The organism is Streptomyces sp. CA-250714, from assembly GCF_050936705.1.
Lineage (GTDB): Bacteria > Actinomycetota > Actinomycetes > Streptomycetales > Streptomycetaceae > Streptomyces.
The window spans coordinates 932,722-954,349 of the sequence record NZ_JBNJMI010000001.1; the positions used below are offsets into that span (position 1 = coordinate 932,722).

Sequence of the window (21,628 nt, forward strand, 5' to 3'; positions counted from 1 at the left end):
CGGGCTGCGGGGCGAGGTCGGCCGACCTCCGCTTCTCGCCGCGCACGCAGTCTCGTTCACCGAATTCCTTCACGTCTATTGGGAAATCCTTCAGCGAATGCTTAAGGTTCGGTTAATGGAGCTCTCGCTGAATCGCCTGCGGATGCTCCGGGAGCTGTCCCGGTGCGGCACCATCACCGCAGCGGCAGCGGCGCTCCACTACACGCCCTCCGCCGTCTCCCAGCAGTTGGCGGCGCTGGAACGCGAGGTGTGCGTACCGCTGCTGGAGCAGGTCGGACGCCGCGTACGGCTGACGGAGACCGGGCGTGTGCTCGCGCAGCACGCCGAGGGGATCCTGGCCGCCGAGGAGCGCGCCCGGATAGCACTCGAACAGGCAAGGGAAACCCTCACCGCCGACCTCACCGTGGGCGTACTGGCGACCCTCGCGGGCACCCTCGTACCACCCACTCTGGCGACCCTCGCCGAACGGCACCCCGGCGTACGGGTCAAGACCAGGGAGGTCGTACCGGAGGAGACGCAGTCGGCCGTACGGGACGGCGACCTCGACCTGGCGTTCGTGCTGGACTATCCGGCCGCACCCGGCTGCGGCGCCCGGGACAGCGCCCTGGAGTGCACGCTCATCGGTGTGGAACAGCTCCACCTCGTCGCCCCGCACGGGAGCCTGAACACCCCCGCGGAACCGGGAGGCTTCGCTGAGCGCCCTCTCCCGACCACCGCTCTGCCGCGGCGCACCGACGAGGACCGTGCGGTCTGGGGCGCCCCCGTTGAGCTCGCGGACCTGGCCGAGTGCTCCTGGGTCGCGTCCGGGACCGATACCGAGTTCGGCCGCGCCCTGTTGTCGGTGTGCCGGGCGGCCGGCTTCACGCCCCACATCGCGCACCAGATAGACGAGCAGGCAACAGCGATGGCGATGGTGGCGGCGGGTCTCGGCGTCACTCTGGTCGCCGAACTCGCGTTGCCGCTGCGGCCCGCGGGCGTCGACGTCTTCCCTTTCCGCGACCCGATCAAGCGCCGGATCACCGTCATCCGACGAACCTCGACCAGGGACCGCCCCTCGGAGCGCGCCTTCATCCGCGCCGCACTGGACACGGCCACCACGCTCCGACTGCTCGAATCTCCGCCCGACGAAGACTAGGACCGCGCCCCGAAGGGGTGCGGGGAACTGCGCGACAAGCCACAACAAACCCGCAGCCCGCACGCATCCGGCACGGGCACCCCCTGATCGGGCCAGCCCTGGGCTGTCTCACTCACTGTCGGCCGGACGCGGATCCTCCAGACGGGAGAGCCAACTGGTGAGCAGCGTTTCGAGCGCCTCGGCCTCGGTCGGCGTCAGCAGATCCAGCAAGTGGCGTTCGTTGCGCATGTGGTCGGTGAACGCTCGGTCGATCAGTTCGCGCCCAGGTGTGGTGAGGGCGACGATCCGGCCGCGTTGGTCGTCGTCGGACTGGCGGCGGGTGACGAGTCCGGCTCGCTCCAGGCGATCGATTCTCTTCGTCATCGCGCCGGTGGTGACCATGGTGTGCGCGGCGAGCTCGCCAGGTGCGCGTTCGTAGGGCTCACCGGCGCGGCGCAGTGCACAGAGGACGTCGAACTCTCCCTCGCTGAGGCCGTAACGGCCGTAGACGAGGCAGAGCTCCTTGGTGAGCCGGTCGGCCAAGCGGTGCAGTCGGCCGATCACTCCTTGCGGGCTGACGTCGAGGTCGGGCCGTTCGCGGCGCCAGTCGGCCTGGATGCGGGCTACACGGTCCAGTTGTTGACGAGCCTCCATGCACACCATGGTAGCTTCCTGGGAAGCTATATTATCTTCCATGGAAGCCAATATGCGGTGGGTGGCGCTGACCGCGGTCGCGCCGGTGGCCTGGGGAACCAACTACTTCGTCACTCACGAGTTCCTGCCGGCGGACCACCCGCTGTACGGGGCCGCTCTGCGGGCGCTTCCCGCCGGGCTCATCCTGCTGGGCTTGTGCAGGCAGCTGCCGCACGGCACGTGGTGGTGGCGGTCGGCAGTGCTCGGACTGCTCAACGTGAGCGTGTTCTTCGTACTCGTCTATGCCGCCTCCCAACTGCTGCCGACAAGCGTCGCCTCCACCGTCATGGCGGTGTCCCCGCTGACGATGATGCTCATCGCCTGGGCCCTGGTGTCCGAGCGTCCCGGCACCGCGCACCTGGCCGGCGCCGCGATCGGGCTCGGCGGGGTCTGCCTCATGCTGCTCACGGGAGTCGAAGGAGCAAGCGTGCCGGGGATCTGTCTCTCGGCCGCGGCCATGCTGGTGTCGTCGTTCGGCTACATCCTGGCCAAGCGGTGGAGCGCCGGTGTCGATGTGCTCGCCTCGACCGCCTGGCAACTCACCGCCGGAGGCCTGTTCCTGCTGCCGGTCGCCGCAGCCGTGGAGGGGCCTCCGCCCGCGCTCTCCACACCGGCGCTCCTTGCATTCGGCTATGTCGCCCTGATCGCCACCGCGCTGGCCTTCGCCGCCTGGTTCACCGGACTACGCCACCTGCCCGCCGGGACGGTGGGACTGATCGGCCTGCTCAACCCCGTCACGGGCGTACTGCTCGGCACAGCGGTCGCCGGAGAAGTGCTGACGGTCCAGCAACTGTGCGGCCTGGTACTCGTCCTGACCGGAGCCGCCCTCGGCCGACCCAATCGCGCGGCTTCGCAGCGCAGGGGGACGCGCCCCGAAGGGGCGCGGGGAACGGCGCGACCAGCCACAACCAACCCGCAGCCCGCAAGCGCCGGACAGGGGCACCCCCATACCGGAACAGCGGCGAGGGCCGGCCAAGATCCGCCGGACGCGGCCTAATCCTTGCGCTCTCTCGTACGGTTCCAGCGGCGGCGCTTACCCCGTTGTTTGCTCCGTTGCCTGGTCGCCTCTCGGGCGATCCAGACGGACGTGATGGTCCCAATCGCGATGATCACGCTGGACAGCGCCGACACAGCCGTCAGGATGAGGGCCACGTCGTCCTTGCTCATGAACCCCCCTCGCTGTCGGCGTAGGCCCATTTTTTAGGGGGGATAGAAGGAAATCAAGAGGGGGTAGAAGAGGGGCTCCCGAGCGTCGTAGGCTTACCGTATGACCGACACGCCCGGCCCCTTCCCACATGTGGCCCCCGGAGTGCGCGCGGCCATGGCTGCACACATCGAGGCCGCGCTTGCCTGCCTTGACTCCATCACCGACCCGGCCGACCGCGAGGTGACGGCCCGAGCTTTGGCCGACGACCTCCTACCCGAAGCGGCCCGACGCGTGAAGTCAGTCCGGGGAGAGGCGGTAGTCCAGTTGCGCGAGCACATGAAGCTGCGGGAAATCGCGGAGTTGCTCGGTCTGTCGGTCCCGCGTGTCGATCAGCTCGCCAAGGGCAAGTGACTCCGCCTCACAGCCAATAGAGCAGCACCGTGATTTCGCATCTCCCCTGATGCGCCGCTCGCCGCGTTACGAATGCTGCCGTCCTACAGGGCTGCCGAGCGCGAACCGCAGGAATGCAAGAAGCCCATGCGGAGCATCTGATCGGGAGGCCCGGTTGTGTCGTACGGGTTCGCGTCGACCAGCGAGACCGGGGGCCGCCTCCTGGGCCCGGCACCTGCGCCGCGTGACGGCGAAGTCCCTGGAGGCGGCCCCCGGGGTATTCAGTAGTCGATGCGGTCGGATTTGGCGAGCCAGGCGTCGAATGGCGCCGTACGGTTCGGCAGGTCCAATTGCTCGACCAGCATCGGCCACATCGACGCGGGCTTCTTTTCGAACAGATCGTAGAACTTGCGGTCGTCGAATCCGGCCACTGCCGCATCGTTCCGATCGGCGGAATAGACGATCCGGTCGACTCGCGCCCACAGTGCAGAGGAAAGGCACATCGGACACGGCTCACACGAGGTGATCAGGACGCAGCCTTCGAGCGAGAAGGTGTCCAGTTGCTTACAGGCGGCACGCATCGCGCTCACCTCGGCGTGCGCCACTGGATCCAGGGTCGCGGTGACCTGGTTGTTCCCGGTCGCGACTATCTCGCCGTTCTTGGCTATCAGTGCGCCGAACGGACCGCCGCCGTTCGTCACGCTGTGGGTGGCCAGCCTGATTGCCTCGGCCATCCAGGCTCGTTCGAGTTCCTGGCTGCTCGTTTCCTGGGTATGCGTGGTCACGTTCACTCCTAATTGGAGACGGTTGAAGGACTAACTCCCGGATGCTCAGCCACACCCGCGGGGAATCATCACGGCTCGATGCCGCAAATGTGCTCCGGTGCGACCGGGGTGTGGGTCAGGTTCAATCCCGTCGCATTGCGGATGGCGTTCACGACTGCCGGGGTGGCGGAAATGGTGGGAGGTTCGCCGACACCACGCACACCGTACGGCGAGTTCGGGTCGCCCCTCTCGATCACATCCACCGTCATCGGTGGCACGTCCAGAATGGTGGGGATCAGATAGTCGGTGAATGAGGGATTGCGGATCTGGCCGTCCTTGACCTGGATCTCCTCCATCACGGCAAGGCCGAGCCCCTGTGCGGAACCACCGTGGATCTGCCCGACGACAGCGTCCGGGTTGATCGCCTTGCCGACGTCCTGCGCACAGTCCAGCTGCACGACCTTGACCAGGCCCAACTCGGTGTCCACGTCCACCACAGCCCGGTGCGCGGAGTAGCCGTGCTGGACGTGCACCCGCCGGCTCTGTCCGGTGACCGGGTCCATTTCGTATGTCTGCAAGTGGTGGTATTCCCTGGTTTCCTCGATCACGTCATCGCCGAGAACGTCGACCAGATCGGCGAGGACACCGGTGACTTTGGAGATGACCTTGCCACCGGTGAGCGACAAATCCGCGGGCTTTTCGCCGAAACGCCGGGCGACCCGGTCGAAGAGCACCTCGCGGACGGCTTCGCACGCGTTCTTGACGGCACCGCCGGTGATGTAGGTCTGCCGCGAAGCCGAACTCGACCCCGCATCCCCGACGTTGGTGTCGTTCGGGTGGATGTTCACCCGCTCCACGCCGAGTTCGCTGCGGGCGATCTGCTGCTGCACGGTGACCAGGCCCTGTCCGACTTCGGCCGCCGCGGTGTGCACCATCGCTACCGGCTCGCCGCCTATGGCCTGCAACCGCACCCGCGCCGTGGAGTAGTCGTCGGCGCCTTCCGCATAGGAAATGTTCTTGATGATCACGCTGTAGCCGACACCCCGGACAACGCCTTCGCCATGCGTGGTGTTGGATATACCACCCGGCATGTTCCGGATATCCACTGCGTTGGTCCGGTCCTCCGGTGGCAGCGGGAGCCTTTTCAGCCGTTCCAGCAGTTCCGCGACCGGCGCGGGGGAATCCAGCACCTGCCCGGTGTGCAGGGTCGAGCCCTCCTCGACGGAGTTCAGCTGACGCAGCCGCACCGGGTCCATTCCCAACGCCTTGGCGAGTTTGTCCATTTGGGACTCGTAGGCGTATGCGGGCTGCACGGCGCCGAGGCCACGCATCGCGCCGCACGGCGGATTGTTCGTATACAGGCCCCAGCCCTCGATATTGACGTTGGGCACCTCGTAAGGGCCAGTGCCCAACGACGTGGCATTGCTGACCACGACCGGAGTCTTGGAGGCGTACGCGCCGCCGTCGAAGTACATCCGCGCCTTGATGTAAACGAGTTTGCCGTCCTTGGTCGCGCCGTGCTCGTAGTACATCTTCGCCGGATGCCGGTGCACGTGGCCGTAGAAGGACTCCTCCCTGTTGTAGACCATCTTGACGGGCCTACCGGTGTGCAGAGCCAGCATGCAGGAGTGGATCTGCATGGAAAGGTCCTCGCGGCCGCCGAAAGCACCGCCGACACCGGACATGGTGAAGCGCACCTTCTCGACCGGGAGTCCGAGTGCCCGCGCCGTCTGCTTCTGGTCCACGTGCAGCCACTGGGTGGCGATGAACAGGTCGACCCCACCGTCCTCGGCCGGGATGGCCAATCCGGATTCCGGCCCGAGGAACGCCTGGTCCTGCATGCCCAGGGTGTAAACATCGGACACCACGACGTCCGCCTCGGCATCCGGGTCACCCTTGATGATCGGCTGATAGCGCACCACGTTTCCCTCGGGGTGCAACTTGGGCAGCGTGTCGTCGTGCGCGGCCCGCTCCGGGTCGGTGATCGGCTCGAGCACTTCGTAGTCGACCACGATCTTTTCCAGCGCGCGCCGGGCGGTCTCCGGGTGATCGGCGGCGACAAGGGCAACCGGCTCGCCTTTGTAGCGCACGACGTCCTCGGCAAGCACCGGCGTATCGGCGACCTTCAGGCCGTAGATGTTCTCGCCGGGGACGTCCTCATGGGTCAGCACCGCGTATACGCCGGGGTGCTTGAGCGCGGGACCGATATCGATCGATTTGATCCGCGCATAGGGGTGCGGGCTGCGCAGTGTCGCGCCCCAGAGCATGTCCTCCGCCCACAAATCCGAGGAATAGGCGTACTCCCCGCGCACCTTGAGCGTTCCGTCCGGCCGCAGCGGACTGTCGCCGATCCCACCGGTGATCAACTCGTTGAGATCCTGCGGAGCGCGGGCAGGAGATGTCTGGTCGGCCATCAGAAAGCCTCCACTGTCTGGATACTCGGCAGCCGGAGTTCGGGCCAAGTGGATTTGGGTCAAGTGAGTACGTGCGGAGCGGGTCGGTCCACGGCACCCATCCCTTGCTTCGTCGCAACTCGTGAGAGGGAGTACACCGCCAACCAAGTGCAGTCGGCCAAGGACCGAAGACATGAAAAATCCGCAGGCTGAGACCGTCTCTTCGTAGACTCCTACAAAGGCCGGTCAGCCTGCGCTCGTCGTATCTGGGCGGGGGTGGCCGGCGGAGCTTGCGTACCCCGCAGGGGGACACGCGCCCCGTCAGGGGCGCGGGGAACGGCTCCCCCAGCCTCCGGCCGGGAGGTGCCCCCACAACCACAATCCACCCGCAGCCCGCGAACGTCGGTCAGGGAACCCCGTTCCCGGAACAACGGGCATGACCCGCCGGACACGCGCCAGGGCGTTTCGTCTGGATCACCATGTGGACCAGAGGTGGCTCAATCCGCTGTGCGGGAGACACTCCTGCGTGAGACGGTCCTCCGATGGGTTTCGATCTGGCCGGTGTGTTCACGCTTGATGCTGATGTGTTCGCGCTGTTCGACGTGGTGATCCCCGGAGGCTCGGGCCATGCCCTGCGGACGCGCGGGAATGGCCTGCCGGACGGGTGGGTACTGCCTGACCCGTGGCAGCTGGCGTACGGGACCAACGGTCGCCTCGCGGTGAACGAATCCGCGCTGAAACCCGCTGACCCGGGCGCTTGGCGCGTGGCTGCCGCCGTGCCGGGCGAACCCGACCCGCTGGACGCCTTCGACGCGTCGGACTACCACCTTGGGTCGTTCCTCAGCCTGGCCGCGCCCGTCCTGCTCGTCAGCGACAGCACCTTCGGTGGTGTGCTCGGGCACGAACACGCCGCCCTCTTCATGAACGGTGAACTGCTCACTGCCCGCGGTGTCGACTACCTTGCCCGAGCGGCCTTTCGGTGGGACGACGGGGCGTTCAGCGCCGTACCGCATGAGGGGATCTCGCCCGTCACCGAGTGTGCCACGGTGATCGACGGCAGGTTCCGGGAACGGTGTCTCTTCGAGGGGTACCTTCCCCGCGAAGCTCATCGGGAGGGCTCCGCCTGCCGCCCGGCGTGGTCCGGTGCCGCCCCGCGCGTCGATGCCACCTGGCGCCGCCACTTCCCCGCCCTGCTCAGCTCACCATTGGCGCCCGGTGGATCTGCGCCATAGGACGGTTTGCAGGCGGCCCTTCTCACGGCGCGACGGCCAACCCCACCACACCCCCACCGAGCTGGAGCGTTCTGGCAGACGCTTGGACCGCCGGTGATCCAAACGAAACCGCCTAGCGGTCGGCGGCGGCCGCGGGACGCTGACGGTACTTCCCCGGTGGGATGCCGTACTCGCGCTTGAACGCCTTGGCGAAGGCGAACTCCGAGGTGTAGCCCGCGCGTTCCGCCACGATGCGCAGCGGCGTATCGCCCGAGCGCAGCAGTCGGCCCGCCGCCGTCATGCGCACCCAGGTCAGGTAGGCCAAGGGCGATCTGCCCACCAGGGCGGTGAAGCGGCGCGCGAATGCGGCCCTGGACAGGCCGACATGGGAGGCCAGCTTGTCCACGGTCCAGGGCAGGGCCGGGTCGGAGTGCATCGCCTGCAGTGCGGTGGTCACCGCGGGGTCCCGCAGGGCTGCCGCCCAGCCCGTCGCCTCCCGCCCTTCCGGGGACTTCCGCAGCCACCAGGTGCGCAGCAGGTACACCAGCAGCGTGTCCAGGAGGCCGGAGACGATCGCGTCGGAGCCGGGGTGCGGATCCGCCAGTTCCGCGCCTAGCAGGTCGAGGGCGGACCGGAGGCCGTCCTGCGTCCCGATCCCGGACCGGATATGGACGACTGGGGGCAGCTCCGAGAGCAGCGGGTGCGCCCGCGACCGGTTCAACTGGTAGGCACCGCAGAGCAGCACGGTGTCCGCGTCGTCCAGACCGGGACCGGGATCCGGCAGCACCGGCCAGGAGCCGTCGGGCTCCAGCGCGAAGTTCTCCAAGGGAGTGTCGGGATGGTTGGCCAGGGCGTGCCCGTAGCCGTGCGGCAGGAAGACCACGTCGCCGGGCCCGAGGGGCACCGGAGCGGCTTCCCCGGGGCGCAGGAGCCAGGCCGCGCCCTGGAGTACGACGTGGAATCCGGCGCCCTGCGAGGCGGGGAACCGCACGCCCCACGGACCGGTCTGCGCCGTGCGGGAGGAGTGCGGTCGTCCCGTGCGCATGGCGGCGACCGCGTCGCTGAGCACATCCATGCTCGAACCGTACGGCATACGCTCTGCGAGACGATCGGACAGTAGGGGAAGACATTGCGACATGGATCGTCTCGCGGCTGATACATAGCGTCGTCTCCATGACGACTCCCCTTCACACCAAGGCAGTTCTCTTCCACGAACTCGGCGGCCCCGAGGTGCTTCGCGTCGAGGACGTGCCGCTCGGCCCGCCCGGCCCCGGTGAGGTGCTGTTCCGCGTGGAGGCGATCGGCCTCAACCGCGCCGACGCCCTCTTCCGCGCGGGCACTTACTACTACGCGCCCACCCTGCCCGGCTCACGACTCGGCTACGAGGCTGCCGGGGTCGTCGAGGCGGTCGGCGAGGGCGTGACCGGCTTCGTGCCTGGCGACCCGGTGATGGCCGCGGCCAACTTCGACTTTGGGGTCCACGGGGTGTACGCCGAGCGGGTTGTGTTGCCGCAGGAGTCGGTGGTGCATCGCCTCGTCGGTGCCGACGCCGTGACCTCGGCTGCGGCCTGGCTGACGTACACAACCGCATACGGCGGGCTGGTGGAGACCGCCGGGATGGCCCCCGGCGACCATGTGGTGATCACCGGCGCGTCGAGCGGTGTCGGCACGGCCGCGATCCAGACGGCCCTGCGGCACGGCGCGATCCCCATCGCCACCACGCGCGGCCCGCGGAAGCGGCAGCGGCTCTTGGAGCTCGGCGCGGCCCATGTGATCGCGACGGACTCCGAGGACCTGGTTGCAGAGGTCCGTCGGATCACCGGGGGCAAGGGCGCGGAGATCGTCTTCGACGCCATCGGCGGTCCCGGCTTCGCCGCACTCGGCGACGCCCTCGCCCCCCGCGGCACGGCGGTGCTGTACGGCTGGCTCGACCCGCGTCCGGCACAGTTGGGTCTGAACTGGCCCCAGACGGTGCACATGTACAACAACGGCACTCTCGTGGAGCGTTCCGACCTGCGGCGGCGGGCCGCCGCATACATCGGCTCGGGACTGACCGACGGCACGCTGGCGCCCGTGATCGCCGAGACCTTCGATGGGCTGGACCGCGTTGCCGACGCGCACCGGCTGATGGAGTCCAACGCGCACACCGGCAAGATCCTCGTGACCCTGTAGGGCACAGGCGGCGGCTGAATGGTGATCCAAACGAAACCGCCTAGGACCGGCCCAAGGGTGCAGGCATCACCCAGCCGAAATGCACCAGTTGGCGGAACTCACTTCCGGGACGAGCCGCGGAAGTCTTCCCTCGACGTCCGGGAGGGGGTGCCTCGGGTGGCGGCGGCCCAAGAGGCAAGCAGACGCAGGGCCTCTTCTGAGGCGGTGCCCGGTTCGGCGGCGTAGACGGTGAGGTCGTGTACGGCCCGGTTGGGCAGCGGCAGGTCCAGGGAGTGGTAGGTCAGCTCCAGGTCGCCGACCTCAGGGTGCCTGAGCCGTTTGATGCCGTCGTGGCGGATGCGGACATCGTGTGCGGCCCACTGGGTGCGGAACTCGGCGCTTAGGGTGGACAGTTCGCCGATGAGATCACGCAGTGCCCGGTCGTGCGGCTCGCGCCCGGCTTCGGCGCGTAGCAGCGCGGCGGTGGCGGATGCGGCGGCGTCCCAGTCGACGTAGAAGTGGTGGGCGCCGGGGTCGAGGAAGATGTAGCGGGCGATGTTGGCGCGGCCGTTCTCATGGGCGGTGTGGCTGTCGAACATCGGCGCGTGCACGGCTCGGGCCAGCGCGTTGTGGGCGATGACGTCCATACGGCCGTTGCGCACGAAGGCGGAGGACATTGTCATGGAGTCGAGCAGCCACTGGATGCGCGGCGGGACCTCGACGTCCTTGCGGCGCTGAGGGGTGCGGCGGACGGGCCGGGCGGCCTTGGCCAGGTCGAACAGGTAGGTGCGCTCGTCCTCGTCCAGCCGCAGCGCCTGGGCGACCGCGGCGAGCACGTCCTCGGACACCTCGTTGATGTGGCCCTTCTCCAGCCGGGTGTACCACTCGGTGCTCACGCCCGCGAGGACGGCGACTTCCTCCCGGCGCAGTCCCGGAACCCGGCGCCGACCGCTGGTCGGCAGCCCGACCTGCTCCGGGGTGATCTTGGCTCGCCGGCTGGCGAGGAAGTCCCGGATGTCGGAGCGGTTGTCGGGGCGCTGGTCCATACCTCCACCGTAGCCACGCGCCGCCGTGGAGGGAGGTTGAGCTGGTACCCCCCATAAACGCGACCTTCTCCGCGGGCGCGGAGGCCGGTTTCGTGGGGTCGACAGCTCGACCACGAGCCTGTGGCTCGACTCGACCACGGGCCTGTGGCTCGACTCGACCACGGGCCTGTGGCTCGACTCGACCACGAGCCTGTGCCTCGACCACGACCCCGTACGGAGAAGAACGAATGAGCATGCGAGGAGGGACCCTCCCCGCCCCCGGTGACGTACGCGTCGCAGAACGTGACCGGATGGCCGACCGGCTGCCGCCGGTGATCCACGTGCTGGCGTTGGGCACCTTCCTGATGGGCACGACCGAGTTCGTCGTGGCGGGCCTGCTGCCGGAGATGGCCGGTGACCTACAGGTGAGCGTGGCCCAGGCCGGGCTGCTGATCACAGTCTTCGCTCTCGGGATGGTCATCGGCGCGCCGCTGATGGCGATGCTGACGCTGCGGCTGCCCAGTCGCTGGACGCTCGTCCTGGCCCTGGCCGTGTTCGCCGCCGGTCACATCATCGTTGCGCTCGGTACAGACTTCGCGCTGCTGCTGGCTGCGCGCTTCCTGACCGCGATGGCGACCGGGGCGTTCTGGGCGGTGGCCAACGTGGTGGCCGCACGCGCCGCCGGTCCGGCCGCGAGTTCCCGCGCGCTGGGGGTGGTGGGCTCCGGCGCCATGCTCGCGAACGTCGTGGGGGTGCCGGCCGGTGCCTTCGCCGGGCAGTTGCTGGGCTGGCGTGGCCCGTTCTGGACTCTCGCGGTCCTTGCCATCGCCGCCACGGTGCTGATCGCGCGCTGTGTGCCGCACGACGGCCCCGGCCATCAGCCGGTGTCGATCCGGTCCGAGCTGTCCGCCCTGCGCTCCGGCCGTCTGTGGCTGGCGCTGGCGGCCTGCGCAACCACCACCGGCGGCGTACTCTCCACCTACACCTACATATCCCCGCTGCTGACCGACCGGGCCCATCTCGCGACCGGTCTGGTTCCGCTGGTCCTTGTCGGCTTCGGTGCCGGCGCGATGGCGGGCTTCCTGATCGGCGGCCGGTTTGGAGACGTCCGCCCGTATACGACGACCATCACGGCGGCCGCGGCCACGACCACCCTGCTGTTGGCGGTCTGCCTGCTGTCCGGCTTCGCGGGGCTCACCATCGTGCTGGTCGCGCTGCTCGGGCTGTGCGGGCTCGGCGCCAACCCGGTGCTGATCTCGCTTGCCGTCCGCTTCGCGGGCCAGGCTCCCACCCTGGGGTCCGCCCTGACCGTCTCGGCGTTCAACCTCGGCACCGCAGTCGGCTCCTGGATCGCCGGCGTTGCCCTCGGCTCCCCGCTCGGGGTGACCGGCCCCGCCGCAGTGGGCACGGTCATCGCCGCGCTGACCCTGATTCCCACGGTCGCGATCGCTCGCGTACAGCGCCGCCGTCCGGCGGCCTCAGTCGTACGGGGCACCGGCAGTGCGGGCACCGCATCCGCCCGGACCCCTTGAGTCCAACAAGAGCGCACGGCACCGGAGCCGCCCCCGGCTCGGGCCTCCCGCTGCGCAGACACCAACCACTCAGCAGATACCAACAACCAAGGAGCACCACCGTGCGCGCAACCCTTCTCCACTCCCCCGGCGACGTCCGGGTGGAGGAGATAGCCGACCCGCAGATCACTGCCCCCACGGATGCGATCATCCGCGTGACTGCTGCCTGCGTCTGTGGCTCGGACCTGTGGCCCTACCGCGGCGTCGACTCCGTCGAGGGTCCGATGCCGATGGGTCACGAGTACATCGGCGTCGTCGAGGAGATCGGCAGCGAGGTCGCCGACGTCAAGCCCGGCCAGTACGTCGTCGGATCGTTCGTCGCCTCCTGCGGCACCTGCGGGATCTGCCGCTCGGGCTACCCCTCGTCCTGTGTGAACCGCGTCTTCATGGCCCAGGTCGGCACCCAGTCGGAGCGCGCCCTGATCCCGCATGCCGACGGCACCCTCGTACCGCTGCCGGGTACGCCTGACGCGGACCTGATCCCGAGCCTGCTGGCCGCCTCCGATGTGCTGGGCACCGGCTGGTTCGGCGCGGTGGCCGCCGAGGCCGGGCCGGGCAAGGCGGTCGCGGTCGTCGGCGACGGCGCGGTCGGCCTCCTCGCCGTCCTGGCCGCCCAGCAGCTCGGCGCTGAGCGGATCATCGCCATGAGCCGCCACGAGCCGCGGCAAAAGCTCGCCCGCGAGTTCGGCGCCACCGACATCGTCACCGAGCGCGGCGACGACGGCGTGACACAGGTCAAGGAACTCACCGACGGGCTGGGCGCGCACTCCGTCGTCGAGGCCGTCGGCACCCAGGAAGCGATGCAGCAGGCCCTCCGGTCCACCCGGCCGGGCGGGCACATGGGCTTCGTCGGCGTCAACCACGATGTCGCCCTCAGCGGCGAGGAGCTCTTCTTCTCCCAGGTCCATGTGCTGGGCGGCCCGGCCCCGGTGCGCCGCTTCCTGCCCGAACTGATCGACTTGATCTGGCAGCGGAAGATCAACCCCGGCAAGGTCTTCGACCTCACCCTCCCCCTCGACCGAGCCGCCGAGGCCTACCGGGCCATGGACGAACGCCGCGCCATCAAGGCCATGCTCACCCTCTGAACCCCCTCCACCCGGGCCTGCCCAGTCAGTACCGCCACGCCAGTTGGGCAACGGACGTGCAATTGCTGCCAGGCTCAATGGCAATTGTCGTACGCGTCCTGTGGGGCTGCGCTTGCCGACCTGTTCCGGTTGGCCTACGACGCCAGTGCCTCCAGCGGCGCGGGTCTCGTCGATCAGTGGAGTGATGGCGTACTCCACGGGCGGTGGTGCGCCGGGTGGACGGTGCGGTAATGAACCCGTGCCGCTCCAGGCTCCACTGACGAGCGTCAGCCCCCCTTGCGGCTGCTGCCCTCGACGACCGTCCTCCAGCCGCGCCAGCACCGCCCCGAGGGTCGGTTCCCCGCCGGTCATGTCCTGCGCCGGGCCGCAGCGGTGGCCCCGGTCAGCCGTCGCAGTATCACCGCGGTCATCGCCCCGGTCGGCGCGACCTTCTCCGGCAGCACGATGCCGGCGGCATTGTCGTGCCCGGACGCGGCGAGCACGACAACCACGTTCATCAGGCCCAACAACGTCAACAAAGAGGCGTGACGGTCCGCAGATCACCGTCGGCGACGTTGTGATGGGGGCTGCATGTTTTGCACTCCTGACGCTGAGCTTGGGGACGGCGAGCCAGATTCACGGCGACGGCGGTCACCGGTTTGATAAGAGGCTGATGAGTTGAGTGCCGCACGGCGCGCTTCGGCTAGGATGCGGGCGGCCTGGAAGGCGTCCCGGTCGACGCGACCTCGACCGTCGTCATCATAAGTGATGGGAATGTGGTGGCGCTCCAGCGCCTGCCGCAAGTGCGGCAGGCGCCGCCAGTTCTCGGCAGTCAAACCATGGCGTTCCAATTGCTCCAGCCTGCGGCCTGCGAGGGAATGCCGAATCCAAGTTCCGTCCTCAGTACGCGGGTACCGTTCAGGCCAGACACCAGGATTACGTGCGAACTCGGCGTCAAGGTCAGCGATGAAGGCGTGTTCCCAGCCGGACGGACGCGGTGAAGCGTCCCACTGCATGTATATCAGCTCAGGACCGCCATCATTCGGTTGCACTGTCCGAAGCGGCATCCCGTGGTAATCGAACGTGTCCCGCAATTCCGTCGACATGGTTGCCGCAAGGACTGGGGGCCCCGCTTTCAATGCCTCGCCCAGATCACCCAGCGGGACACGGCGACCGTCAGGCAACGTCTCCACCTCGTGCGCCTGAATCGGCACGCCGTCGTTACCGTCCCGGTCGCAGCGTTGGGGGATTGCGGCGACGAAGTGCCGCGGTTGCAGTCCGCGAGGAGGGAGCCATGTTTCTGGCACAACGATCACTTCCTGTTCATCCAACAGCGGGCGGCACGCACCTGCTTGGCGAGCGCTCACTGGTCCTGTCGCACCCCACAACGGCCCTCGCGGGGGATAGGTTCACCGCACTCGACCGACGCGCTCACGGCAGCCGCCGGGACCCGCGACAGCCTGGCCGGAGCCCCTGTTTCCCCGACCCGCCTGCCAACAAGGGGCGAGGGGATCAGAAACAGCTTGTCAACGGCCAGGCCACGCTTGCGGCCCGGTACTTTTTGCCACATCGCGCCCCGTCGACTCCGCGGGCACCCCGGCCGCCGCGTGCACGCTCTGAGTGTCGAGCACCACCAGGCTCGGGTCCGCCTTCCGCCGCCCCTTCTCCCGCACCTGCCAGAGCAGCAGAGTCCGGTCAGTGCCGTCGTAGCGCCACTTGGTGAAGTAGTACAACACCGCGCCACGCGGCGGCAGGCGTGCGGAAGCAGGTCCCACTGGCAGCCGGTGCGGCCCTGGTAGAGGAGCGCGTTGACGATCTGCCGCATCTCGTACCAGCCCCGGTGGCCGATGACCGAGGAGTGTGCGGCCTTCCACGCGGCGATCACCGGCTCGATCAGCGCCCACTGCTCGTCGGGCAGGTTGGTCTTGCAGGGCTTGCGCTCGCTCACGGTGTTCAGCCCAGCAAGCCGGAGTCCGCCGATCGGGCCCAGACGGCCCGGGCTCCCAAGGCGGAACCGGCCATCGTCGTCCGTCACCCTTGAGTCAATACGTCTCCGAAACCGGCAGAGCGGACGTGTACTCGCGTGATGTGTAGTTCTCCGGAGCCCGCGCGGTCGTAGCTCCTTTTCATTGACGTGGGTGGTGCTGCGGCCGCCGCACCAGCGACTGGCATTGGTCACATGACCGCGTCGGCTCCGGATTGCTGGGGTCTCGTTCGGGTGGTCCGGCGGCGTGGGGCGTTTCTTCGTTCAGGGCTCCGGATATTTCCCATGCGCCGTCAGTGGTTAACTACGGGCGGAATCGGTGGAGTTGGGGTCCTTCAATGGTTGAGGCGCATGGCACAGGAGGTGACTGATGAATCTCGGGTACATGCGCCGCTTCCGGCAGGATCCGCTCGGTTTTATGGAAGACCTCGCCCACCGCAGCCCCACGGGGGTGTTCCAGCTTCCGTGGGGTGGCTGGTGTGTGAGTGATACCGACTTGGCACTCACCGTATTGAACGACCCCGACTTCAACGCGGGGAGGTCTCCATTCTTCGGGGACCTTCTGCCGTCACGATCGGCTCAGATCACGCTCGGGCGCGAGGTACGCCATGCTCTACGCGACTACGAGTCCGACTACCGCGACAACATGGCAAAAGCGGTCGCCCAACTGCCCGCCAACAGCCCCTGGCCCCTCACCGGCCCCGACCTGGTGTTCCAGAGCACAGCAGACTTCCTGTTGCACCCGGATGCCGCGCCTGCGTTGAGGCGGATGATGCATCAAGCGGTGCACAGCGGAGTCCTGGTCCGCCAGCCACTCGTACGGCAGCGGGTGCGGGCAGAGATGGTGCGGGCCAAGCTGGCCGAAGCGACGCTCGTACACGTCGGGGAACGCCGTCGAAAGGGCTGCACCCGACAGCCGCGGGATCTCCTCGATACGATTCTCCACGCCTGTCCCGGCAATTCAACCGACCGGACGGTATCCGACCTGTATCGGGTGATCCATCAGTCTGTCGTACGCAACGTCGGATACGCGTTGGCGTGGTCGGTGCTGCTGGCCTGTCTGCACAGTGCACCGGGCTCGCCATGGCCGTGGCCCACGGACCGGGTCGTACGCGAGGCTGCTCGGTATCGCCCGATGGTCTGGATGGTGGGACGCCGCCTTCCTCGTTCCCAGGAATTCGGCGGCATTCACTTCCGCGCCGGCACGCTCTTGTCCGTGAGCCCTTACCTGTTGCACCACGACGAGCATCGATGGCCCGAGCCGCGGGCTTTCCGCCCCGAGCGGTGGTCACGGCCACAAACGTGCGGCCCCTATCTGCCTTTCAGCTCCGGCCCGTTCACGTGCTCCGCAGCGGCAGTCGCACACAGCATGGTCACTGAAGCACTCGATTGCCTGGGCGAAGGGGCGCACCTAAGCGTCTCAGCCGGTGTCACACATCCCATGGTGACCGACGCTGCCATTCCCCGGCCCTTCGTTCTTCACCGCAGCCCCAATCCCTCGACATGACCCACGTAGCCGAAAGGAGGTGAACACCCATGCTCGCAACTGTCCAGCGTGTCCTCACGAACAAGCCGGCACGCCGCTGGTGGTGGTAGCCGTAATTCCCGGCTACCTGGTGGCCCGGTGCGCGGGCAAGTCCGCCGCGCCGGGCCACCGTGACGCTCAAGATTGAGCTGTAGCCGATCACCGGCGACCGGCTCTTGCCGGTGACAGTGATGGCCCGGCGAGCCACAGGTGGTCGCCCTCCCGGGATGAACCGTCCCCTGCTCGCATACGTGTGCGTGCGCAGACGATTCCAACCCGAAAGGCCAAGAGGCCCGAGAGGCGTGTTCTGTGCGCGGGAGACCACTCACACCACTTCGATCATTCCGACCGCTGCTGTTCGCTCTTCTGCTGGTCGTCGCCGGAGTCTCGGCCGTGACCGCGGCGGAGTTCCGAGAATCCTCCGACAAACGCAAGGACCACATGACCGGGGCGGCGGCCGTTGGTGACCGCGAGCACACCGTCACCTTGCGGAACGAGACGGAGAACCGTATCTGGGTCGGGGCCACGGTGAACGCCGACGGCTCCGCCCCGCTCACCGACCTGCCGGTGCTGGACCCGGGACAGTCCGCCACCGTCACCGTGCCCGAGCGTGCGGGCGCCGGGCACTGGCGTGGCAAGTTCTTCGCCCGCCAGGGCTGCTCCGGAGAGGAGGGCAGCACGTTCCACTGTGCCGTGGGCGACTGCGGGCCGTTCGCCGACCGCTGCACCACCGGCGAACAGCCCGCCAGCCTTGCCGAGTTCAATTTCGATACGGCCGACAAGCAGGCACCTTGGTACAACGTCAGCTACGTCAATGCCGTCTCGGCACCGATCACCATCACTCCCGATGGAGTCGCCCCGCCCGAGAACGGCGGCGAGTGCGCCTCGGTGGGCTGCCCCACCGATCTGCTGGCCCACTGCCCACCGGAGAACCTGACCAAGGACAAGAGCACGGGCAAACCGCAGGTGTGCATCAACCCGAACCGGGACGCGAAGACCGCGTACAGCGAAGCGCTGAAACAGCAGTGCCCCACGGCGTACGGATGGTCCAAGCACGACGCGGAGAACGGCAACCAGGTCGTACGCCAATGCAGCAAGTGCAAGGGCCTGACCGTCACCTTCCACGGCACCGGCACCTCCGAGAAGCCCGAACCCGGCTCCAAGCCGAACCCCGGCCACGACGACGGGCCCGGATCCGGCGACGACCCCGCACCCGCGCACCGCAAGGGCGTAGGACTCAACCCCGTCGACGGCGCCGCCCAGGCGCTGAAGGACTCCGGCGCGTCCTGGTACCACAACTGGACCTCCTCCAGCGACGGCATCACCAAGCCGGAGGGAGTCGAGTACGTCCCGACCATCTGGGGTCCGAACTCGGTCAACGACGCCGAGCTGAACAAGGCCGCGAAGGAGGGAAAGAGTCTGCTGACCTTCAACGAGCCCGACTTGCCCCAGCAGGCGAACATGACGCCCGAGCAGGCTCTGGATCTGTGGCCCCGGCTGGAGAAGACCGGCCTGAACCTGGGCGCCCCGGCGGTCGCCGTCGACGCCGACAAGCCCGGCAGTTGGCTGGACCGCTTCATGAAGGGCGCCGAGAAGCGCGGCCTGCGCGTCGACTTCATCCCGGTGCACTGGTACGGCTCCGACTTCGGGCCCGCCGCCACCGACCAACTGGCCGACTATTTGAAGCGCGTCCACGACCGGTACAAGAAGCCGGTCTGGCTGACCGAGTACGCCCTCATCGACTTCACCGAGCGCACTCCCCGCTACCCGAACGAGCAGGAGCAGACAGCCTTCATCAAGTCCTCGACGAAGATGCTGGAGGGCCTGGACTTCGTGAAGCGCTACGCATGGTTCGCCCTCTCGACCGAGACCAGCCCCACCGGCCTCTACAACGGCACCACCGCGAACGACGGCGGGAAGACCTACCGTAACGACGCCCGCTGACCATCCGCTCGGCCTGCGGTGAGGGCCCACGCCGCTCCGGGAGGCTTCCCCTTCGCCCATGGCGGACTCGCCGTGCCCGGGAGGGCACGGCGAGTCGACGGTTGGGGTGCGGCAATGTCGTAGACCCGGACTGGACTCCGCGCCGGGTGTGTTGCTGGTGCCAGGGCCGCTGGCAATGGCGCTGACCACCGTGGAGCTGCGCCCGCTCTGACCGGCTCGCCGTCAGAGCCCCGCTCGGCCGGGGGCCAGCCACGATCGGCGGACCCACGCTGTCGGCAACAGCCCTCCGCATTGGTCTAGGCCTGAACATGGTTTCCCGCTAACCTGCGCAGCGGCATGTCCCGGGAAGGACTGCTCCCAGGCTTTGCTGTTCCACCCCCACACCACTGGAACAACGAAGGGCCGACCCATGAGACGCACCAGAACCCCGCGTGCCGTCCTGTCCGCACTACTGGTCAGCGGCGCTCTCGTGACGGCCGGGTTACTCCCGACCTCAACAGCGGACGCAGGCCCACGAACCAAGAAGGCCCCCGCGTCCGACGGCGTACTCACCGCAATGCAGCGAGACCTCGGCCTCTCCAGACAGCAGGCCGTATCACGGCTCGCCGCGGAGAGCCGAGCAGCCACCATCGAGAAGAAGGCCAAACGAGCGGCCGGTTCCGCGTATGCGGGCGCCTGGTTCACCGCAAAGAGCCAAAAGCTGACCGTCGCCGTCTCCGACCGGAAGAAGGCCGCAGCCGTACGGGCCACAGGCGCGACCGTCGAACTGGTCGACCGCAGCGCGCGACAACTCGACGCGGCCAAGAAGCGCATCGACGCACTCGATGCGCCCACCGGAGTGACAAGTTGGCACGCCGACTGGAAGACCAACCGGGTCGTCATCGACGTGCTCACCGAACGGCAGCGCGACAACGATGTCAAGCGCTTCCTCGCCCGGGCACGCGCAGCAGGTCCGGTGACGGTGCGGACGACGGAGCACACCCCTGCGCCGCTGGCCGCAGGTACGGTCGGCGGCGACCCGTACTACACCGGAAACGTGCGCTGCTCCATAGGCTTCTCGGTACACGGCGGATTCGTCACGGCCGGCCATTGCGGCGGCACAGGCCAGTCGGTCACTGGCTGGGACGGCACGCACATCGGCAACTTCCAGGGCTCGTCGTTCCCCGACAACGACTACGCCTGGGTGAACGTCGGCAGCGGATGGTGGACCGTCCCGGTCGTCCTGGGCTGGGGCACCGTCCCCGACCAACTCGTCCGAGGCTCGGCCGAGGCCCCGGTGGGCGCCTCCATCTGCCGCTCCGGGTCGACCTCCCACTGGCACTGCGGCACCGTGCTCGCCAAGAACGAGACCGTCAACTACAGCCAGGGCGCCGTACATCAGATGACCAAGACCAGCGCCTGCGCCGAAGGCGGCGACTCAGGCGGCTCCTTCATCAGCGGCGACCAGGCACAGGGCGTCACCTCCGGCGGCTGGGGCAACTGCGGCAGCGGTGGCGAGACGTGGTATCAGCCCCTCAACGAGATTCTCAACCGCTACGGGTTGACCCTGCACACGGCGTGATCCCCCACCTGGCCGATGCGGCGGCACATCGCACACCCGCCGCCGCGTCGGCCCGTCCGGCGCCTCTTGCGTACCCCGCATGGGGGCTGCGCTTGCCCACCCTGCGCCCTGGGGGTACCTCCCGGCCGGAGGCTGGGGGAGCAGACTGCCCAAGCGCAGCAGGGAGACGCACCCCGTAAGGGGCGCGGGGAACTGCGCGACCAGCCACAACACAACCCGCACCCCGCAATCCACAGCCAGGCGCACCCCCTCACCGGAACAACACGCGGCGAGCAAGTAGTCGGCGGCAGGGCTCAGCCCCCGGCGTCCCCCGCACTCTCCCACTGGGAGCGCAGCCGGCCGAGATGGGTCCGCATCCGCCGCTCGGCTCCCTCCGCATCCCGGGCCAGCACCAGGTCGAGCAGCACCTCGTGCTCCTCGGCCGACTCCATGAGCTGGCCGCTCTCCGCGAGCCCGGCCAGCCCGTAGAGCCTGGCGTGGCCGCGCAGTTCGCCGACGACCTCCACCAGGCGGCGGTTTCCCGCCAGTTCGAGCAGCGCCAGGTGGAAGCGGCGGTCCGCCTCCAGGAAGCCGATGAGGTCGCCCGCGCGTGCGGCGGCAACGATCTCACGGGCGACAGGGCGGAGTTCCTCCAGCCGAGCCGGGTCGCCGGAGCGGGCCACCCGCCCCACCGTCGGCACCTCGATCAGCTCGCGGATCGCGACGTACTCGGCGAGATCGCGCTCCGAGAGCTCGGTGACACGGAAGCCCTTGTTCCGTACGGGCTTCACCAGGCCCTCGCGGGTGAGGTCGAGCATCGCCTCCCGCACGGGCGTTGCCGAGACACCGAACTGCGCGGCGAGGTTCGGTGCGGAGTACACGGCGCCGGGGCGCAGTTCTCCCGCGATCAGCGCGGCGCGCAGGGCGTGCGCGACGTGATCACGGATGCTGAGCCGGTCCGGCACAGCGGGCAGCTTCAGCGGACGTTCTGCGGTCATGCGCGCGCGGCTCCTCGGGTGTGATCCAGCCGAGTCTATGTCGGGGAACCGCCAACTACTCCCGGATTCCCGGCCCTTCACGACCCTTCCGCATGACATGTGATGTGTGAAATT

General features: G+C 68.3%; 18 protein-coding genes and 1 pseudogene. 10 read left to right on the plus strand and 9 right to left on the minus strand.

The genetic code is table 11. The features are described 5' to 3' along the window. Positions 1–115: 115 nt before the first annotated feature. Positions 116–1,135: a LysR substrate-binding domain-containing protein gene (locus ACQEU8_RS04260; RefSeq protein ID WP_433096937.1), complete on the plus strand. Its 1,020-nt coding sequence runs from the start codon at positions 116–118 to the stop codon at positions 1,133–1,135. 108 nt (positions 1,136–1,243) lie between these two features. Here ACQEU8_RS04260 and ACQEU8_RS04265 read toward each other — a convergent pair whose 3' ends face one another. Next, positions 1,244–1,768, minus strand: a complete 525-nt coding sequence (locus ACQEU8_RS04265; protein ID WP_433096939.1) for a MarR family winged helix-turn-helix transcriptional regulator — start codon at positions 1,766–1,768, stop codon at positions 1,244–1,246. Positions 1,769–1,808: 40 nt separating this feature from the next. On the opposite strand from ACQEU8_RS04265, the gene ACQEU8_RS04270 reads away from it, so the two are divergent. Beyond that, positions 1,809–2,804 carry an EamA family transporter gene (locus ACQEU8_RS04270; protein ID WP_433096941.1) on the plus strand — a complete coding sequence of 332 codons (996 nt, stop codon included), beginning with the start codon at positions 1,809–1,811 and terminating at the stop codon, positions 2,802–2,804. On the opposite strand, the gene ACQEU8_RS04275 is transcribed toward ACQEU8_RS04270, so the two are convergent. Continuing rightward, a complete protein-coding gene (locus ACQEU8_RS04275) occupies positions 2,801–2,974 on the minus strand; it encodes a hypothetical protein (RefSeq protein ID WP_433096943.1) in 174 nt (57 codons plus the stop codon). The two genes, ACQEU8_RS04270 and ACQEU8_RS04275, sit on opposite strands and share 4 nt — an antisense overlap. Before the next feature lie 100 nt (positions 2,975–3,074). On the opposite strand from ACQEU8_RS04275, the gene ACQEU8_RS04280 reads away from it, so the two are divergent. Continuing rightward, positions 3,075–3,365 carry a hypothetical protein gene (locus tag ACQEU8_RS04280; protein ID WP_433096945.1) on the plus strand — a complete coding sequence of 97 codons (291 nt, stop codon included), beginning with the start codon at positions 3,075–3,077 and terminating at the stop codon, positions 3,363–3,365. Between the two features lie 260 nt (positions 3,366–3,625). On the opposite strand, the gene ACQEU8_RS04285 is transcribed toward ACQEU8_RS04280, so the two are convergent. Beyond that, positions 3,626–4,129 carry a nucleoside deaminase gene (locus ACQEU8_RS04285; RefSeq protein ID WP_433096947.1) on the minus strand — a complete coding sequence of 168 codons (504 nt, stop codon included), beginning with the start codon at positions 4,127–4,129 and terminating at the stop codon, positions 3,626–3,628. A gap of 68 nt (positions 4,130–4,197) precedes the next feature. Then, positions 4,198–6,522, minus strand: a complete 2,325-nt coding sequence (pucD, locus tag ACQEU8_RS04290) for a xanthine dehydrogenase subunit D (RefSeq protein WP_433102133.1) — start codon at positions 6,520–6,522, stop codon at positions 4,198–4,200. Positions 6,523–7,043: 521 nt separating this feature from the next. Here pucD and ACQEU8_RS04295 point away from each other — a divergent pair. Next, positions 7,044–7,733 carry a hypothetical protein gene (locus tag ACQEU8_RS04295; RefSeq protein WP_433096949.1) on the plus strand — a complete coding sequence of 230 codons (690 nt, stop codon included), beginning with the start codon at positions 7,044–7,046 and terminating at the stop codon, positions 7,731–7,733. A 112-nt stretch (positions 7,734–7,845) separates the two neighbouring features. Here ACQEU8_RS04295 and ACQEU8_RS04300 read toward each other — a convergent pair whose 3' ends face one another. Next, positions 7,846–8,787: an AraC family transcriptional regulator gene (locus ACQEU8_RS04300; protein ID WP_433096951.1), complete on the minus strand. Its 942-nt coding sequence runs from the start codon at positions 8,785–8,787 to the stop codon at positions 7,846–7,848. 98 nt (positions 8,788–8,885) lie between these two features. Here ACQEU8_RS04300 and ACQEU8_RS04305 point away from each other — a divergent pair, with 98 nt between their 5' ends. Further along, the gene (locus ACQEU8_RS04305; RefSeq protein ID WP_433096953.1) at positions 8,886–9,884 is read left to right on the plus strand and encodes a zinc-dependent alcohol dehydrogenase family protein; all 999 of its coding nucleotides are present in this window, start codon (positions 8,886–8,888) and stop codon (positions 9,882–9,884) included. Positions 9,885–9,982: 98 nt separating this feature from the next. Here ACQEU8_RS04305 and ACQEU8_RS04310 read toward each other — a convergent pair whose 3' ends face one another. After that, the gene (locus tag ACQEU8_RS04310; RefSeq protein WP_433096955.1) at positions 9,983–10,909 is read right to left on the minus strand and encodes a helix-turn-helix transcriptional regulator; all 927 of its coding nucleotides are present in this window, start codon (positions 10,907–10,909) and stop codon (positions 9,983–9,985) included. 227 nt (positions 10,910–11,136) lie between these two features. On the opposite strand from ACQEU8_RS04310, the gene ACQEU8_RS04315 reads away from it, so the two are divergent. Both ACQEU8_RS04315 and ACQEU8_RS04320 read left to right on the plus strand, forming a co-directional pair. Beyond that, a complete protein-coding gene (locus ACQEU8_RS04315; protein ID WP_433096957.1) occupies positions 11,137–12,420 on the plus strand; it encodes an MFS transporter in 1,284 nt (427 codons plus the stop codon). A 101-nt stretch (positions 12,421–12,521) separates the two neighbouring features. Continuing rightward, a complete protein-coding gene (locus tag ACQEU8_RS04320; RefSeq protein WP_433096959.1) occupies positions 12,522–13,544 on the plus strand; it encodes a zinc-dependent alcohol dehydrogenase family protein in 1,023 nt (340 codons plus the stop codon). A gap of 347 nt (positions 13,545–13,891) precedes the next feature. Here the strand turns inward: ACQEU8_RS04320 and ACQEU8_RS04325 are convergent, their stop codons facing one another. Both ACQEU8_RS04325 and ACQEU8_RS04330 read right to left on the minus strand, forming a co-directional pair. After that, positions 13,892–14,041, minus strand: a complete 150-nt coding sequence (locus ACQEU8_RS04325) for a hypothetical protein (RefSeq protein ID WP_433096961.1) — start codon at positions 14,039–14,041, stop codon at positions 13,892–13,894. Positions 14,042–15,033: 992 nt separating this feature from the next. Beyond that, positions 15,034–15,471: pseudogene (locus tag ACQEU8_RS04330) on the minus strand (transposase); the annotation flags it as partial. Between the two features lie 406 nt (positions 15,472–15,877). Here ACQEU8_RS04330 and ACQEU8_RS04335 point away from each other — a divergent pair. The 3 genes from ACQEU8_RS04335 to ACQEU8_RS04345 all read left to right on the plus strand — a co-directional run bounded on the left by ACQEU8_RS04335 (position 15,878) and on the right by ACQEU8_RS04345 (position 20,537). After that, positions 15,878–17,014, plus strand: coding sequence for a cytochrome P450 (locus ACQEU8_RS04335; RefSeq protein WP_433096963.1), 1,137 nt, complete (start codon positions 15,878–15,880; stop codon positions 17,012–17,014). Between the two features lie 411 nt (positions 17,015–17,425). Beyond that, positions 17,426–18,976 carry a glycosyl hydrolase gene (locus ACQEU8_RS04340; protein WP_433096965.1) on the plus strand — a complete coding sequence of 517 codons (1,551 nt, stop codon included), beginning with the start codon at positions 17,426–17,428 and terminating at the stop codon, positions 18,974–18,976. 409 nt (positions 18,977–19,385) lie between these two features. Beyond that, positions 19,386–20,537: a S1 family peptidase gene (locus ACQEU8_RS04345; RefSeq protein WP_433096967.1), complete on the plus strand. Its 1,152-nt coding sequence runs from the start codon at positions 19,386–19,388 to the stop codon at positions 20,535–20,537. A gap of 293 nt (positions 20,538–20,830) precedes the next feature. On the opposite strand, the gene ACQEU8_RS04350 is transcribed toward ACQEU8_RS04345, so the two are convergent. After that, positions 20,831–21,514, minus strand: coding sequence for a GntR family transcriptional regulator (locus ACQEU8_RS04350; RefSeq protein ID WP_433096969.1), 684 nt, complete (start codon positions 21,512–21,514; stop codon positions 20,831–20,833). Positions 21,515–21,628 lie beyond the last annotated feature (114 nt).

Coding starts and splice junctions, on each gene's coding strand:
- ACQEU8_RS04260 (WP_433096937.1), top strand. CDS start 116: ATGGAGCTCTCGCTGAATCGCCTGCGGATGCTCCGGGAGCTGTCCCGG.
- ACQEU8_RS04265 (WP_433096939.1), bottom strand. CDS start 1,768: ATGGAGGCTCGTCAACAACTGGACCGTGTAGCCCGCATCCAGGCCGAC.
- ACQEU8_RS04270 (WP_433096941.1), top strand. CDS start 1,809: ATGGAAGCCAATATGCGGTGGGTGGCGCTGACCGCGGTCGCGCCGGTG.
- ACQEU8_RS04275 (WP_433096943.1), bottom strand. CDS start 2,974: ATGAGCAAGGACGACGTGGCCCTCATCCTGACGGCTGTGTCGGCGCTG.
- ACQEU8_RS04280 (WP_433096945.1), top strand. CDS start 3,075: ATGACCGACACGCCCGGCCCCTTCCCACATGTGGCCCCCGGAGTGCGC.
- pucD (WP_433102133.1), bottom strand. CDS start 6,522: ATGGCCGACCAGACATCTCCTGCCCGCGCTCCGCAGGATCTCAACGAG.
- ACQEU8_RS04295 (WP_433096949.1), top strand. CDS start 7,044: ATGGGTTTCGATCTGGCCGGTGTGTTCACGCTTGATGCTGATGTGTTC.
- ACQEU8_RS04300 (WP_433096951.1), bottom strand. CDS start 8,787: ATGGATGTGCTCAGCGACGCGGTCGCCGCCATGCGCACGGGACGACCG.
- ACQEU8_RS04305 (WP_433096953.1), top strand. CDS start 8,886: ATGACGACTCCCCTTCACACCAAGGCAGTTCTCTTCCACGAACTCGGC.
- ACQEU8_RS04310 (WP_433096955.1), bottom strand. CDS start 10,909: ATGGACCAGCGCCCCGACAACCGCTCCGACATCCGGGACTTCCTCGCC.
- ACQEU8_RS04315 (WP_433096957.1), top strand. CDS start 11,137: ATGAGCATGCGAGGAGGGACCCTCCCCGCCCCCGGTGACGTACGCGTC.
- ACQEU8_RS04325 (WP_433096961.1), bottom strand. CDS start 14,041: ATGAACGTGGTTGTCGTGCTCGCCGCGTCCGGGCACGACAATGCCGCC.
- ACQEU8_RS04335 (WP_433096963.1), top strand. CDS start 15,878: ATGAATCTCGGGTACATGCGCCGCTTCCGGCAGGATCCGCTCGGTTTT.
- ACQEU8_RS04345 (WP_433096967.1), top strand. CDS start 19,386: ATGAGACGCACCAGAACCCCGCGTGCCGTCCTGTCCGCACTACTGGTC.
- ACQEU8_RS04350 (WP_433096969.1), bottom strand. CDS start 21,514: ATGACCGCAGAACGTCCGCTGAAGCTGCCCGCTGTGCCGGACCGGCTC.